This window comes from Aeromicrobium sp. CnD17-E, assembly GCF_024124745.1.
Classification (GTDB): domain Bacteria; phylum Actinomycetota; class Actinomycetes; order Propionibacteriales; family Nocardioidaceae; genus Aeromicrobium.
On record NZ_JAMXRU010000089.1, the window covers coordinates 1 to 13,668 of the forward strand.

Consider the following 13,668-nt stretch of genomic DNA (forward strand, 5'->3'; position numbering starts at 1 on the left):
GTCGCGACGGGCCCGCCCGCCGCGGGAGGCGGGTCGAGCGGACGACCGCCGGACGAGGCGGAGCGGGACGCGAACGGGTCAGCACCCGTCGGCGACGACGTCGGCACGTCGGCCACCGGCCGGCCGTCGACCTGGTCGAACCAGCGTCGCGCTTCCGGGGTCCACAGCGACCAGCCGCACAGCCCGGCGAAGGCCGCCGGGAGCAGGCCGGGCAGGCCGAGGGTCGCGAGCACCACGAAGGCGATGCCGCAGAGGATCGTCAGCATGACCCGCGAGGTGCGGTGACCCCGTGCGGCGTAGACGGCGAACACGGCGCCCGAGGCCGTCAGCACGATGCCGACGTAGACGGCGTAGCGCAGGTAGTCGAGCGCCTGGTCCATGCTCAGGCCGAGCTCCTTGACGGGCTCCTGCGCGAGCGCGTCGCGGACGGCGTCCTGCAGCTCGATCGACCCCCACGACGAGAGCGCCGACACGAGGTTCACGAGCAGCAGCCCGCACCCGACCCCGACGAAGATGCAGGTCAGGGTGAGCGCCGGTGGCCTCGGGGGGCGGTCTGCCATGTCCACCACCCTAACGAGCCCGACCTGGCTCCCGACCAGCCCGCAGGCACGCCCACCCGTACGGCCGGGCAGGATGAGGACCGACTCGTGGGAGGGAGACCCGTGTTCCGCCAGGTTCCCGTGCTGCCGGTCGTCGTGCCCTCGGCCGTCGTGGTGCTCGCCGTCCTGCTCCGGCACCTGCGTCGCCGCGCCCTGCTCACCGCCCCGCGGGCCGCGGTCGCGCTCGCCCTCTGCGTGTACGCGGCCGGCGTGGTCGCCAACACCGTCTTCCCGGTCTACCTCGACCCGGTCGCCCGCAGCACACGCTGGTCGGTGCAGCCCGTGCCGTTCGCCGACTACGAGTGGGCCGACGCGGCGATGAACGTCGCCGTCTTCGTGCCGCTCGGCATCCTGCTGGCGCTCGCTCTGGGCACGCCGCCGTGGTGGCGGGTGCTCGTGGCCGTGGCGGCGAGCAGCCTCGCGATCGAGCTGACCCAGCTCGTCACGGGCGCGTTCCTCGGCGGCGGTCACGTGGCCGACGTCGACGACCTCCTCTCGAACGTGGCCGGCGGGATGCTCGGGCTCGCGCTCTTGGTCGGTTTGGCTGGCGTGCCGGCCGGGGCACGTCTCGTCGAGCGGTCCCGCTGGTCCTGAACCCGTCCGCACGCAGCACAGCAGCGCCCCGCCGCCCAGGGAGGGCGGCGGGGCGTGCGGTCCGACCGACGTCGCGGTCGACGCGGGCAGGTCAGGCGGCGGTCACCGTGAGGGAGTCGGCCGGGACGCCGTCCGGGCCCACCTCGCGGTCGACCCGCACCGTGTCGCCGTCGCGCACCTCGCCCGCGAGCAGCGCCTTGGCGAGGCGGTCGCCGATCGCCTGCTGCACCAGACGGCGCAGGGGTCGGGCGCCGTAGGCGGGGTCCCAGCCCGTGAGGGCCAGCCACTCCTTCGCCGCGTCGGTCACGTCGAGCGTGATCCGACGGGCCGCCAGCCGGCGACCCAGCGACGCGAGCTGCAGGTCGACGATGTGCGTCAGCTCGGCGGTGCCGAGCGGCTCGAACGTCACGATCTCGTCGAGCCGGTTCAGGAACTCCGGCTTGAACGACGCCTTCACGACGTCCATGACCGCGTCCTTCTTCGCCTGCTCGTCCAGCGACGGGTCGGCCAGGAACACCGAGCCCAGGTTGCTGGTGAGGATGAGGATGACGTTGCGGAAGTCGACCGTGCGGCCCTGCCCGTCGGTCAGGCGACCGTCGTCGAGCACCTGCAGCAGGATGTCGAAGACCTCCGGGTGCGCCTTCTCGACCTCGTCGAGCAGCACGACCGAGTACGGGCGACGTCGCACGGCCTCGGTCAGCTGGCCGCCCTCGTCGTAGCCGACGTAGCCCGGAGGGGCACCGACGAGCCGCGACACCGCGTGCTTCTCGGCGTACTCGCTCATGTCGATGCGCACCATCGCGCGCTCGTCGTCGAACAGGAACTCCGCCAGCGTCTTCGCCAGCTCCGTCTTGCCCACGCCGGTCGGACCGAGGAACAGGAACGAGCCGGTCGGGCGGTCCGGGTCGGCGATGCCGGCGCGGCTGCGACGCACCGCGTCGGACACGGCCGTCACCGCCTCGCGCTGGCCGACCAGCCGCTTGCCGAGCTCGTCCTCCATCCGCAGGAGCTTGCCCGTCTCCCCCTCGAGCAGACGGCCCGTGGGGATACCGGTCCACGACGCGACGACCTCCGCGATCTCGTCGGCCGTCACCTCCTCGTTGACCAGCCGGTCGGCGCCGTCGCCGGCCTCGCGCGCCGACTCCGCGGCCTGCGCGGCGGCCAGCTGCGCCTCCATCGTCGGGATCTCGCTGTAGAGCAGCCGCGCCGCGGTCTCGAGGTCGCCCTCGCGCTGGGCGCGCTCGGCGGCGATGCGCACCTCGTCGATGCGCTCCTTGATCTCACCGACCGCGTTCAGGCTCTGCTTCTCGCTCTCCCACCGCTGTTCGAGCGCCCGCAGGGTCTCCTGACGGTCGGCGAGCTCGCTGCGGAGCTTCTCGAGCCGCTCGCGGCTCGCGTCGTCGGTCTCGTTCTGCAGGTGCAGCTCCTCCATCCTGAGCCGGTCGACGGCGCGCCGCAGCTCGTCGATCTCGACGGGGCTGGAGTCGATCTCCATCCGCAGCCGCGACCCCGCCTCGTCGACCAGGTCGATCGCCTTGTCGGGCAGCTGGCGTCCGGGGATGTAGCGGTCGGACAGGGTGGCTGCCGCGACGAGCGCGGCGTCGGCGATGGCGACCTTGTGGTGCGCCTCGTAGCGCTCCTTCAGGCCGCGCAGGATCGCGATCGTGTCCTCGACCGACGGCTCGCCGACCAGCACCTGCTGGAACCGACGCTCCAGCGCGGGGTCCTTCTCGACGTTCTCGCGGTACTCGTCGAGCGTCGTCGCGCCGATCATGCGCAGCTCGCCGCGCGCCAGCATCGGCTTGAGCATGTTGCCGGCGTCCATCGCGGAGTCGCCCGTGGCGCCCGCCCCGACGACCGTGTGCAGCTCGTCGATGAAGGTGATGACCTGACCGTTCGACGCCTTGATCTCCTCGAGGACGGCCTTCAGCCGCTCCTCGAACTCGCCGCGGTACTTCGCGCCGGCGACCATCGCGCCGAGGTCGAGGCTGATCAGCCGGCGGCCACGCAGCGACTCGGGCACGTCGCCGTCGACGATGCGCTGGGCCAGCCCCTCGACGACGGCGGTCTTGCCGACGCCCGGCTCTCCGATGAGCACGGGGTTGTTCTTCGTGCGGCGGCTCAGCACCTGCACGACGCGACGGATCTCGGCGTCGCGGCCGATCACCGGGTCGAGCTTGCCCTCGCGGGCGACCGCGGTCAGGTCGACGCCGTACTTCTCGAGAGCCTGGTAGGTGTCCTCCGCGTCGGCGCTGGTGACCCGCGCGCCACCGCGCACGATCTCGAACGCGGCACGCAGGGCGTCGGGGGTGGCGCCGCGGGACGTCAGCACGTCCTTCGCGGGCGAGTCGACGGTCGCGACGCCGACGACGAGGTGCTCGGTGGAGATGAACTCGTCGCCGAGCTCGCCGGCGAGGTCGGCGGCTCGCTGCAGCACCTCGTGGGTGCTGCGCGACAGGCCGGGGTTCTGCACGCTGCTGCCCGCCGCCGACGGGAGCGCGCCGATCACGCCCTGCAGCTCGTTCCTCACCGCGCCGGCATCGACGCCGGTGGCCTGCAGCAGCGGGGCGGCCGTGCCGCCGTCCTGCGCGAGGAGCGCGGTGAGCACGTGGGCGGGCTCGATCGCCGGGTTGCCGGCCGCAGCCGCTTGCTGCATCGCGGCAGCCAGCGCCTGCTGGCTGCGGGTGGTGAGGTTCGAGAGGTCCATGGGCTGCTCCTGGTGCGTCCTTCCGTCGGCGCAGTTCGCCGTACATCCAGAACAACATCATGAGAGTTGAGTCCATTCCGCTCAACTCTGGATGACGCGTCAACCTTCGCCGACCAGCCGGTTTCCGTGGGGCCCCACGCAAACCGGCTCGCCCCACCGCAGGCATGCGGCCGATCAGCACGGTCACGTGGGGCCCCACGCAAACGTGCTCAGGACGGAGGGGTGGGGGAGGTCAGTAGCCGGAGAAGTAGTCAGTGCGGACCTTGGCGCAGCGACGTCGCAGGTCGCCGCGGACGGCCGAGACCATGGCCGGAGGGCCGGAGACGTAGGCGACCCGGTCGGCGGCGTCGGGCACCGCCTCGGCCACCACGTCGCCCGAGACCACCGGCGCCGCCACGTGCACCCAGCCGGCCGGGACGTCGGCGGGGACCTCGGGAGAGACCAGCACCACCCGGACGCCGCTCGCGACCAGCTCGTCACGGTAGGGCACGACGTCACCGTCGGGCACGCCGTAGACGAGCACGACGTCGCGCGCCTCGCCCGCACGGAGCTGGCTGAGGAAGGGCGTCACACCGATGCCGCCCGCGACGAGCAGCAGCGGGCGACCGCCCCGGGGCCAGACGAAGTCGCCGTGCACGCCGGTCGCGTGCACGCGCTCGCCCTCGCGCAGCCCCACGAGCGCCTGCTTGAACGACGACGACGGCTCCGGCACGCGCACGGCGACGCTCAGGTCGTCGGCCTGCGGGGGCGAGCTGATGCTGAACACCCGACGGACACCGCGTCCGTCGACGCCGCGGTGCGGCAGGTGGAGCTCGAGGTACTGGCCGGGGGCGAACCGCACCGGGCGGGTCGGGCGGAACGTGACCTCCCAGGTGTCGCCGGCGAGCCGACGCGAGCCCGTGGTCCGCAGCACCACCCCGGTCCGCCGGGAGAGCGCGAGGGCGACCAGGTTGCCGACGACGATCGCCAGCTCGGGCGTCATCGTCAACGGGCCCCACGTCGGCGCCTGCACGCCGAGCACGTCGGCGAACGTCGGGAAGCCGAGCAGCACCGCCATGACCGCGGCGACGAGCCACTGCTGCGCCCGCCGGGGCGGCAGGGTGAGCGGCTCGGTGACCATGAAGCCCGCCATGAAGACGATCGGGTAGGAGTACAACGCGGTCTGCCACGCCTGCGACAGCGGCGTGCCGAAGCCGACCGTCAGACCCACCAGCACGAGGGTGGCCGCGACGACGACGAACACGAGGCCCACGTCGAGCCGACGGGTCCGCCAGAGCACGAGGAGCGCGCCGACCGCGACGAACGGCAGCAGCGCCTGGGTGGCCGCCGTCTGCCAGAGCGCGTTGATCGACGACTCCCGCCCGACCGCCCACTGCGCGACCACGACGAGCAGCGCCCCGGCCGCCGCCGGGTTGAGCACGTGCCGGCCCCGCCACGCGAGCACGTACTTCGACGCGTTGGCGAGCAGGGCTGCCGCCGCGAGCCAGAGCAGGTTGGCGACCCCGACGCCCGAGCCCGACCCGGCGGCGGCCTCGGGCAGCGGCACGAACAGGAAGAACAGCAGCAGCGCGGTGATCACGGCCGACTCGTCGTGCGGGACGCGACGCCACGCGAGACCGAGCAACCGGTTCGAGGCGACCGACGCCACCAGCAGCACCGCCAGGGCGGCGAGGTTGCCGAGCGTCGAGAGCCCGTCGATGACGCCGGTGGACGTGAAGAGCAGGTAGACCGCCACGATCGCCGACAGCACGATCGTCGTGAGGCGGTACATGCTCACCCGACCGAGGATCGCGTCGACCGAGGGCCTCGGTCCGGTGCTCGTGCGACTGGTGCTCATGTGAACAGCTCCCCAGGGAGGTCGGGCGACCGCAGCACGCGGCCGTCGGCGTGGATCCGGACGAAGTGGTGCGGGTGGAGGTCGAGCAACGCCTGCGGGTCGGCGAAGAAGTGTGCGGTGGCCAGGCCGTCGGCGACCATGCAGGAGCCGTCGACGAGGGTCCAGGTGGCGACGACGTCGCGGGTCGGGTGGCCGGTGCGCCCGTCGACGACGTGGTGCAGGCCGTCGCCCCATGCACGTCGGTTGACGGCCGACGCGCAGAGCGCCCACCCGTCGGCGACCTCGACGACGCCGACGGCGCGCGACGCGTCGCCCGGGTGCTCGAGGGCGACACGGATCGGTCCGGCACCGACGTGGCGCAGGTCGCCGCTGCCGTCGACCGTCGCCTGGTCGACACCGTGGTCGGCGAGCACGTCGACCACGAGGTCGACCAGGAGGCCCTTCCCGGCCGCGCCGACGTCGAGCAGCAGCGGCCGGCTCGTCCGCACCTGGCCGTCGGGCCCGACCGCGACCTCGCCCCTGCTGCGCAGCGCCGCCCAGTCGTCGGGGACGGCCGGCTCGGCACGCTGGACGAGGGAGTAGTCGGCGTCGTACCCGAGGTCGACGAGCGCCTGCCCCACGAGCGGCGTCACGGAGCCGTCGGTCGCGCGGTGCAGCCCGTCGTAGAGGTCGAGCAGGAGGCCGGCGGAGTCGACGTCGCTCCACGCGCCCGCCGAGCCGGCCATCGCCGTGACCACGGAGTCGTCCCGGAACCGCGACCAGGTGCGGTCGAAACGGTCGACGACGTCGAGCACGGCCTGCCGGACGTCGGGGGCGAGCGGCCGCGCGGTCTCGACCTGCCACGGGGCCCCGATCGCCTCGAAGTCCCACGCCACGGTCGTGGCGCGCGGGCCGATCCCGGTCAATCGAACCAGCCGCCCACGGCACTGACGGCACCGCCGATGCCGTCGCCGATTGCCGAGGCGGTGTCGCCGAGTGCCTCGACACCCTCGGACAGCGCCTCGCCGGCGGGCCGGCCGGTTCCGGCCTGCACGAAGGGCTGGGTCATCCTGCGTCCTCCTGGTCGAGTCGGGTCAGCGGCGTGGCCGCGCGTCGTCGTCGAGCTGCGCGCGCAACCAGGCGGCGAGGTCGTGCGGGCCGACTCCCATGAGCGACGTGTCGACGCGCAATTCGCCAGGTCGGGCGCGCGCCCCTGCTCGGAAGCCGAGCGGTGGACCCGAGCGGCTGGTGGGTCCGTCGACGAACAGGCCGCCGCTCCAGGGCCGCACCGACTCGACGGTGGCGTCACGCAGACCCGGGAACGTGCGGGTGCGCAGCCGGGCGACCGCGAGGACGCCCGCGCCGAGCGCCGCGAACAGCGCGTAGACGGCCAGCGCCCGCATCGCCACCACGTCGGCCGGCACCTGGGTCAGGATCACGGCCGCGCCGGCCAGGCCGAGCACGAGGATCGCGAGGTCGGCGCCGAGGTCGGCACGCCTCGCGCGACGGTCGTAGGAGGTCGTCTCGGCGTCGCCCATGACGGACATCGTAGGTCCGGTCAGCCTCGCGCCTCGGACTTGATCTCGTCGATCGCCTGGTTGAAGCCGCCCGCCGTGAGCGAGGAGCCGGCGACCTTGGAGACGTCGAGGTCGTCGATGTTCTTGCCGACGACCTCGTCGGCGATGCCGCCGGCGAACTTCTCCTGGTACTGCTTCGACGTGCCCGAGGCCTTCGGCGTCACCGTGACGGCGTCGATGATGCCGACGTCGCCGAGGGTCACCTCGACGTCGATCGTCGAGGTCCCGCCGGGGTTGGAGTAGCTGCCGGACGCCTCGTAGGTGCCGGGCGTGTAGTCGCCGGACGCCTCCGAGGAGCCGGTGTCGGCGGAGGCCGACTCGCTCGCGGCGCTGCTCGGCGTGCTGCCGGCGGCGTCGTCGGAGGTGGACGCCTGGCCGCACGCGGCGGCGAGCAGCAGGGTCGGGACGGCGGTGGCGGCGAGCACGGCCTTCTGGTGGCGGCGCAGGGTCATGGGTCTTCTCCAGTCAGTCGGGCTGGGACGCGGATGGTTGCGTCGTCAACTTCTCCAACGGCCGCATCCTGCACGACGTTCCCGGACCGACCGCCGGACCTTGACCTCCGGTGCGACGTCGTGCAAACTACTTTGCATCACAAACCTATCTCCGGGAGAGACCATGGACGACGAGCAGACCCGCGACCGCACCCCCGACCTCTCCGAGAGCTGGGCCATCATCGAGGCCGAGCGCGACCGGGCCCGCCGCTCCGTGCGGGTCGACGAACGGGTCGTCTACGGCGTCTGGGCCGTCGCCTGGGGCGTCGGCTACCTGGCGATGTGGACGTGGTCCGGCCCGCAGGGAGAACCGGGACTCCCGGGGCCGATCGTCTTCGGCGTCCTCATCGCCGCCGCGATCGTGGCCACGGTCGTGCACATCGAGGGCCGCACCCGCGGCATCGGCGGGCCCGACGCCGAGGCCAACGCATGGCTCGGCTGGGCCTGGGGACTGGGCTTCGCCGGCGCCTGCCTCGTCGCCGGCGCCCTCGGCCGGGTCGGCCTGGAGGGCGAGGCCGCCGCGATCGTCTACAACGCCGTCCCGTGCCTCGTCGTCGCCGTCCTCTACATGGGGTCCGCCGTCGCGTTCCACGACCGGCGTCAGTTCGTGCTCGGCGCCTGGATCGCGCTGCTCGTCGGCGGCGCGTCGTTCACCGGGGCGCCCACGCTGTACCTGCTCATGGCGCTGCTCGGTGGCGGCGGGTTCGCCGCGGCGGCGGTCCACGCCCACCTCGAGGGCCGCCGATGACCGACCTCGACCCCGTCATCCACGCCCAGGCGCGCCTGCGCGTCACCGCCTTCCTCGCGGCCCTCGCGCCCGGGGAGACGCTCACCTTCCCGCGTCTGCAGAAGGAGCTGGGCATGACCGCCGGCAACCTCTCCACGCACCTGCGCAAGCTCGAGGACGCCGGCTACGTCGTGCAGACGAAGTCGATCAGCGGCCGCACGCCGACGACGCACGTCGGCCTCACCGACACCGGCCGCGAGGCCTTCGAGACCTACACCCGCACGCTCCGCACGCTGCTCCAGGGGGACGCATGACCACCACCGCCCCCGACCACCGGACCGGCGGAGAGGTGGAGGCGACGCGCCTGCTCGTCCTCGTCGCCTGGACGCTCGCCGCCGGCGCGCTCACCGTGTGGGCATGCCGCGGCCACGAGGGTCGCCGGTTCCGCTGAGCGGTCCGGGGCCGGGTCGCGCATCGTCTTTGGAGGCCTTGCGGATCAGGTCCTCGAACGCCTCGTCCTCGTACCAGTCGTCGACGGCGTCGCTGGTCAGTGCCCCGACGACGACGCCGGCGACGAGGGCGACACCGCCGAGGACCGCCGACCCGACGGGCGTCGCCGGGGCGCCGAAGACGGCCCCGCCGCCGGCCCACGTGAGACCCGTCGCCAGGGCACCAGCCGCCCAGCCCCCGCCCTCGGCCAGCACGATCTGTCGCATCCCCTGGCCCATCTGGTCGCGCTCGATGGCCTTGAAGCCGATCATGAACCCGTCGACGGTCTTGCCCCCGTACTTCGAGACCTCGGCCAGGTGTCGCACGGCCGAGGCGTCGTCCAGGTGCTCCATCTGGGTGAACAGGTTGGCGTAGAGGAGCTTGGACTGCTCGGGCGACAGGGAGGCGAGGAATCCGGCGTGGACCGCCGCGCGACCCATGCGTGCCTCCACCTTCGGCAGCACCTTCTCCCCGACGGCGTCCAGGGCCCCCGGAGCGGCGTCGCTCAGCTTCTCGCCGATCTCGGCGAGCTCGGAAGCCTGGTCGCCCAGCGCCTCGTTGAGCTCGCGGCACCCCGCAGCGAGATCGCCGAACGCGGCCTCGACCGCGCCGACGACGTGGTTCCAGGCCGACACCTTCGCCTTCCAAGCGAGGAACGCGCCCTGCTCGTCGGCGTCGACGCTGATCGTCGTCGACAGCTTCCACCTGGGGTCGGCCGGCTCGGGCGGTTCCTCGACCAGCCGTTCCGTCACGACCAGACCCGCGGACCGGGCGACGTCCCTCGCGTCCTCGATGCGGTTCTGGACACCACGGAGCACCCCCGCGAACGTCTCGACACCCGCGGCGATCCTGCGACCCGCCGTGCGCAGGCCGTCGGCCGACCGGGCGAGGTCCTGGACGCCCTCGGCCGCGGCACGACCGGCGCCACCGTGCCAGTGGTCCCGCACCTGACGTCGGTGCCGCAGCAGCGAGGTCCCCAGGTTCTCGCACGCGTCCGAGAAGCCCTGCTCGAGGGAGGCGGCCAGAGCGATGAGAGACGCGGGAGACCCGGCGACGTAGGTGTGCAGGGGCACGGTCAGTCACCGTCCTCGTCGAGCGGTCCCGTGAGCAGACGGCCCAGGTCGCTCGTGCCTCCGCCCCCGGGGGTCGACGGTCCGCGCGGGTCGCCGTCGGCGGCGTCGGGGTCGAACAGCTCCCGCCACGAGCGGGCCGTCTCCCGCAGCCTCTCGTCCTGCTCCTGCGCGAGGTCCTCGAAGGCCGACGGCGACTCCAGCACCCGCCGCGCCGCGCCGCGCGGGTCGTCCGGATGCCGTTCCTGCGCGCGGGCGATCTCGTCGGACCGCTGGGCGCGCTCGACGGCCTCCGCCACCTCCGTGTCGTCGAGGTGAGGCGCCATCAACCGGACCATCGCGGCCTTCGAGCGCGTGTCCGCCTCGTGGTAGCGCAGGGCGGACGCGAGGACGTCCTCGGAGATCACGGAGGTCGCCGCGGCGAGGTGCTTCACCTGCGAGAGCAGCGCGCCGACCGCGTTCTCGACCAGGGGGGTCGCCACACCGCCGTCCGCCTCGGGCAGGGCTCCAGCCGGTCCGTCGAGCGCGTCGACGTCGTCGCGCAGCCCCATGCCGACGGCCAGCACCTCGTCGGGCTCGACCTCGAAGTCACTCAAGAGCCCGCTCCCCGTCCGGCAGTCCGTCGTCCAGCAGCAGCGCCGCGAAGTGCAACGACTCCTGGAGCTCCTTGACGAGCGTGATCGGTACGACGACCCACGGCTGGTCGTGCCCCCACGCGCGCCGGAGCCGGTCCAGCGCGGTGTACGCCACCAGGCCGGGCCCCGCCTCGACCTCGCGGAGCTCGGGGTCGAAGGAGTCCGCCGCGACCTGGCGGCACGGGAGGTACAGGTACGGCGGCAGCACCCGCCTGACGTCGAGCGTCCCGGTGGTCATGCGTCCTCCGGGAAGGGGTGGGGACGTGGTGCGAGAGGATGGCCAGGACCGGGACGCCCCACGGCCTCGTCGCGACGTCGGACCAGGAGTGCCTGCGCCTCCTGCGGCGTCAGGGCCAGGTGTCGGGTCGGCACGACCAGCGCGCGCCCCGCCCGCCGGCGGACGCGCACGGACAGCCCCGGATCCCCGTGGACCGGTTCCACCTCGGCGACGTCGTGCCACGCCGCGGAGGTCGTGCGGCCGACTCGGCGCACCGCCATCCCCGACGGCGTCAGGTCCAGCCGGTCGGGCCGGGCCGCCAGGACGATCGACCAGGCCAGGAGGATCGGGGTCGCCGCGGCGGCGGGGAGCAGCAGCACGCCGCCCGTACGACTGCGCGACGCGTCGAGGAGACCGTCGCCGAGCACGAACGACAGGACGACGAGCCCCAGCCCGAGCGCCCCGAGCACGAGGACGACCCCCGGGACCCAGGACGCCACGTACCGGGTGCGGTCCTGGTCGACCCGCACCGGCGGCCGCGGGAAGGGCAGCCAGGCGTCGACCGTCAGGAGCGCGCCCGCGACGACGAGGAGCAGCAGACCGGCGCGCCCGAGAGCCGCGGCCCCGTCGAGAGCCTCGGGGTCGAGCAGGAGCGCACCTGCCAGGCCGGCGAGACCGACGGTGCCGAGTGTCAGCACGGCCCGGTTGCGGCGCACGGCCGCGCTGATGTCCGCGTCGCCCTCGACCCCTGCCACGAGCGCCCCCTTCCGTCCCGGTGGCCTGACCCTACAAGCGGGGCGCCCCGCTGCACAGGCCCTCGGGGGCGGTGACGGGAGTCCGCGCACCAGACGTGCATGACGTGGTCGATCTCGCACACCGGACGACTTCGCGGCGTCGGGCCGGAGAACTTAGGATGGACTTACGCACATCGACTGATCCTGGCGGTGTGCCCGTGTTCCCCCCAGGAGTCCCACTGATGAGCAGGAAGCTCAGGGTCGCGATCGTCGGCGCCGGCCCGGCCGGCGTCTACGCGGCCGACATCCTCACCAAGTCCGAGGTCCCCGCGCCCTTCGAGGGCGCGAGCGTCGACCTCATCGAGCGCGACCCGACGCCGTTCGGCCTGATCCGCTACGGCGTGGCCCCCGACCACCCGCGCATCAAGGAGATCGTCAAGGCGCTCAAGCGGGTCATGGCGAACGAGGACATCCGCTTCTTCGGCAACGTCTCGTTCGGCGACGACCTCAAGCTCGACGACCTGCGTCAGTTCTACGACGCCGTCGTCTTCGCCACGGGCGCCCGCCGCGACCGCGACCTCGACCTCCCCGGCATCGACCTCGACGGCTCGCACGGCGCGGCCGACTTCGTGTACTGGTACGACGGCCACCCCGACGTCGAGCGTGACTGGCCGTTCCAGCCGCACCAGGAGTCGGTGGCCGTGCTCGGCGTGGGCAACGTCGGCCTCGACGTCTCGCGCATCCTCGCCAAGACGGCCGACGAGCTGCTCGTCACCGAGATCCCCGACAACGTCTACGAGGGCCTGAAGAAGAACGCCGCGAAGGACGTGCACGTGTTCGCGCGTCGCGGTCCGGCGCAGGTCAAGTTCACGCCGATGGAGCTGCGCGAGCTGAGCCACTCCCCCACGATCGACGTCATCGTGCACCCCGAGGGCTTCGAGCTCGACGAGGGCTCGCTGGAGGCCATCCGCGCCGCCAAGAGCCAGAAGCTCGTCGTCGACGTGCTGCAGAACTACCTGGCCAAGGAGCCGAGCGGGGCCCCGCACCGCATCCACATCCACTTCTGCCAGAACCCCGTCGAGATCCTCGGCGAGGACGGCAAGGTCGTGGGCCTGCGCACCGAGGTGACCGAGCTCGACGGCACCGGCAACGTCCGTGGCACCGGCGAGTTCCAGGAGTGGCCCGTCCAGGCCGTCTACCGCGCCATCGGCTACTACTCCGACAACCTGCCGGGCCTGCCGTTCGACGTCACCGCCGGCGTGGTGCCCAACGACGGCGGTCGCGTCATCGAGATCGACGGCTCGGCCCTGCCCGGCGTCTACGTGACCGGCTGGATCAAGCGTGGCCCGGTCGGCCTGATCGGTCACACCAAGTCCGACGCCGCCCAGACCATCTCGATGCTGCTCGACGACGCACCCGGTCTCGAGCAGGCCGCCCAGCCCGACCCCGAGTCCGTCGACGCCTACCTCGGGTCGCGCGGCCTGGAGTACACGACGTGGGAAGGCTGGGAGAAGCTCGACGCCCACGAGCTCGGCCTCGGCGAGGCCCACGAGCACGAGCGGGAGCGCGTCAAGGTCGTGCCCCGCGAGGACATGGTCCGCATCGCGCGGTCCTGACCCGCACCGCCGCCGACGCCCGTGCCCCGCTGGGGTGCGGGCGTCGTCGCGTCCGGGCGGACCGGTCAGGTGGGCGGCAGCACCAGCAGCTGAAGGTGGCACGGACCGTCGGGGGACGACGTCGGGATGTCGGTGAGGAGGAACGGCTGCTCCGCGCCGGCCGCGACGTCGTCGAGTCGACGGGTCGCGGCGGGGCTCGTGCCGTCGGCCGGTCCGACCTGGGCGCTCACCTGGTAGCTCGCCTTGTTCTTCGTCGGGTTGGAGACCAGGCCCGTCGCCGACCAGGTGCCGTCGCCGTCGCGGCTGCACTCGACCGCCGACAGCAGCTCCGGGGCGGAACGACCGGTCGGCAGGCCCTCGGCGGTCGGCGAGGCCGACGGCGCGGGCCGGGTGGCC

The 13,668-nt window shown here is 73.1% G+C and carries 17 protein-coding genes; 5 read left to right on the forward strand and 12 right to left on the reverse strand.

Annotated elements, in window-relative coordinates:
* Nucleotides 1–560 (reverse strand): hypothetical protein (locus NH339_RS14225; protein ID WP_253026471.1); only part of this gene is annotated, 560 nt, incomplete at its 3' end.
* Between the two features lie 87 nt (nt 561–647).
* Here NH339_RS14225 and NH339_RS14230 point away from each other — a divergent pair.
* A complete protein-coding gene (locus NH339_RS14230; protein ID WP_253026473.1) occupies nt 648–1,193 on the forward strand; it encodes a VanZ family protein in 546 nt (181 codons plus the stop codon).
* Between the two features lie 91 nt (nt 1,194–1,284).
* Here the strand turns inward: NH339_RS14230 and clpB are convergent, their stop codons facing one another.
* The 6 genes from clpB to NH339_RS14260 form a co-directional block, all read right to left on the reverse strand.
* On the reverse strand, nt 1,285–3,900 hold the full coding sequence (clpB, locus tag NH339_RS14235; RefSeq protein ID WP_253026475.1) for an ATP-dependent chaperone ClpB: 2,616 nt from the start codon (nt 3,898–3,900) through the stop codon (nt 1,285–1,287).
* A gap of 232 nt (nt 3,901–4,132) precedes the next feature.
* Complete coding sequence (locus tag NH339_RS14240) at nt 4,133–5,737, reverse strand: FAD-dependent oxidoreductase (RefSeq protein ID WP_253026477.1); 1,605 nt, start codon at nt 5,735–5,737, stop codon at nt 4,133–4,135.
* A complete protein-coding gene (locus NH339_RS14245; protein WP_253026479.1) occupies nt 5,734–6,642 on the reverse strand; it encodes an FAD:protein FMN transferase in 909 nt (302 codons plus the stop codon). Before NH339_RS14245 ends, NH339_RS14240 begins: the two co-directional genes overlap by 4 nt.
* On the reverse strand, nt 6,639–6,785 hold the full coding sequence (locus tag NH339_RS14250) for a hypothetical protein (protein WP_253026481.1): 147 nt from the start codon (nt 6,783–6,785) through the stop codon (nt 6,639–6,641). Before NH339_RS14250 ends, NH339_RS14245 begins: the two co-directional genes overlap by 4 nt.
* A 25-nt stretch (nt 6,786–6,810) precedes the next feature.
* Complete coding sequence (locus NH339_RS14255; protein WP_253026483.1) at nt 6,811–7,254, reverse strand: hypothetical protein; 444 nt, start codon at nt 7,252–7,254, stop codon at nt 6,811–6,813.
* A gap of 20 nt (nt 7,255–7,274) precedes the next feature.
* The gene (locus NH339_RS14260) at nt 7,275–7,745 is read right to left on the reverse strand and encodes a hypothetical protein (protein ID WP_253026485.1); all 471 of its coding nucleotides are present in this window, start codon (nt 7,743–7,745) and stop codon (nt 7,275–7,277) included.
* 163 nt (nt 7,746–7,908) lie between these two features.
* Between NH339_RS14260 and NH339_RS14265 the strand changes: the two genes are divergently transcribed.
* From NH339_RS14265 to NH339_RS14275, 3 genes are read left to right on the forward strand one after another with little or no spacing between them, the layout of a single operon-like run.
* The gene (locus NH339_RS14265) at nt 7,909–8,532 is read left to right on the forward strand and encodes a hypothetical protein (RefSeq protein ID WP_253026487.1); all 624 of its coding nucleotides are present in this window, start codon (nt 7,909–7,911) and stop codon (nt 8,530–8,532) included.
* Complete coding sequence (locus NH339_RS14270) at nt 8,529–8,825, forward strand: transcriptional regulator (RefSeq protein ID WP_253026489.1); 297 nt, start codon at nt 8,529–8,531, stop codon at nt 8,823–8,825. Before NH339_RS14265 ends, NH339_RS14270 begins: the two co-directional genes overlap by 4 nt.
* On the forward strand, nt 8,822–8,962 hold the full coding sequence (locus NH339_RS14275) for a hypothetical protein (RefSeq protein ID WP_253026491.1): 141 nt from the start codon (nt 8,822–8,824) through the stop codon (nt 8,960–8,962). Before NH339_RS14270 ends, NH339_RS14275 begins: the two co-directional genes overlap by 4 nt.
* On the opposite strand, the gene NH339_RS14280 is transcribed toward NH339_RS14275, so the two are convergent.
* The 4 genes from NH339_RS14280 to NH339_RS18930 are packed head-to-tail and all read right to left on the reverse strand — an operon-like array spanning nt 8,916 to nt 11,677.
* Entirely contained in the window at nt 8,916–10,073 is a 1,158-nt protein-coding gene (locus NH339_RS14280; RefSeq protein WP_253026493.1) for a hypothetical protein, read from the reverse strand. The genes NH339_RS14275 and NH339_RS14280 overlap by 47 nt on opposite strands.
* A gap of 2 nt (nt 10,074–10,075) precedes the next feature.
* The gene (locus NH339_RS14285) at nt 10,076–10,666 is read right to left on the reverse strand and encodes a hypothetical protein (protein WP_253026495.1); all 591 of its coding nucleotides are present in this window, start codon (nt 10,664–10,666) and stop codon (nt 10,076–10,078) included.
* A complete protein-coding gene (locus tag NH339_RS14290) occupies nt 10,659–10,943 on the reverse strand; it encodes an SAV_915 family protein (RefSeq protein WP_253026497.1) in 285 nt (94 codons plus the stop codon). The genes NH339_RS14285 and NH339_RS14290 overlap by 8 nt, the downstream gene beginning before the upstream one ends.
* A complete protein-coding gene (locus tag NH339_RS18930) occupies nt 10,940–11,677 on the reverse strand; it encodes a PH domain-containing protein (protein ID WP_253026499.1) in 738 nt (245 codons plus the stop codon). The genes NH339_RS14290 and NH339_RS18930 overlap by 4 nt, the downstream gene beginning before the upstream one ends.
* 221 nt (nt 11,678–11,898) lie before the next feature.
* On the opposite strand from NH339_RS18930, the gene NH339_RS14300 reads away from it, so the two are divergent.
* Complete coding sequence (locus tag NH339_RS14300; RefSeq protein ID WP_253026511.1) at nt 11,899–13,272, forward strand: FAD-dependent oxidoreductase; 1,374 nt, start codon at nt 11,899–11,901, stop codon at nt 13,270–13,272.
* Nucleotides 13,273–13,337: 65 nt separating this feature from the next.
* Here the strand turns inward: NH339_RS14300 and NH339_RS14305 are convergent.
* Nucleotides 13,338–13,668 (reverse strand): hypothetical protein (locus NH339_RS14305; RefSeq protein WP_253026513.1); only part of this gene is annotated, 331 nt, incomplete at its 5' end.

Bases quoted from the DNA above. Each gene is read 5' to 3' on its own strand.
- clpB (WP_253026475.1), bottom strand. From the start codon at position 3,900: ATGGACCTCTCGAACCTCACCACCCGCAGCCAGCAGGCGCTGGCTGCC.
- NH339_RS14240 (WP_253026477.1), bottom strand. From the start codon at position 5,737: ATGAGCACCAGTCGCACGAGCACCGGACCGAGGCCCTCGGTCGACGCG.
- NH339_RS14250 (WP_253026481.1), bottom strand. From the start codon at position 6,785: ATGACCCAGCCCTTCGTGCAGGCCGGAACCGGCCGGCCCGCCGGCGAG.
- NH339_RS14255 (WP_253026483.1), bottom strand. From the start codon at position 7,254: ATGGGCGACGCCGAGACGACCTCCTACGACCGTCGCGCGAGGCGTGCC.
- NH339_RS14260 (WP_253026485.1), bottom strand. From the start codon at position 7,745: ATGACCCTGCGCCGCCACCAGAAGGCCGTGCTCGCCGCCACCGCCGTC.
- NH339_RS14265 (WP_253026487.1), top strand. From the start codon at position 7,909: ATGGACGACGAGCAGACCCGCGACCGCACCCCCGACCTCTCCGAGAGC.
- NH339_RS14270 (WP_253026489.1), top strand. From the start codon at position 8,529: ATGACCGACCTCGACCCCGTCATCCACGCCCAGGCGCGCCTGCGCGTC.
- NH339_RS14275 (WP_253026491.1), top strand. From the start codon at position 8,822: ATGACCACCACCGCCCCCGACCACCGGACCGGCGGAGAGGTGGAGGCG.
- NH339_RS14290 (WP_253026497.1), bottom strand. From the start codon at position 10,943: ATGACCACCGGGACGCTCGACGTCAGGCGGGTGCTGCCGCCGTACCTG.
- NH339_RS14300 (WP_253026511.1), top strand. From the start codon at position 11,899: ATGAGCAGGAAGCTCAGGGTCGCGATCGTCGGCGCCGGCCCGGCCGGC.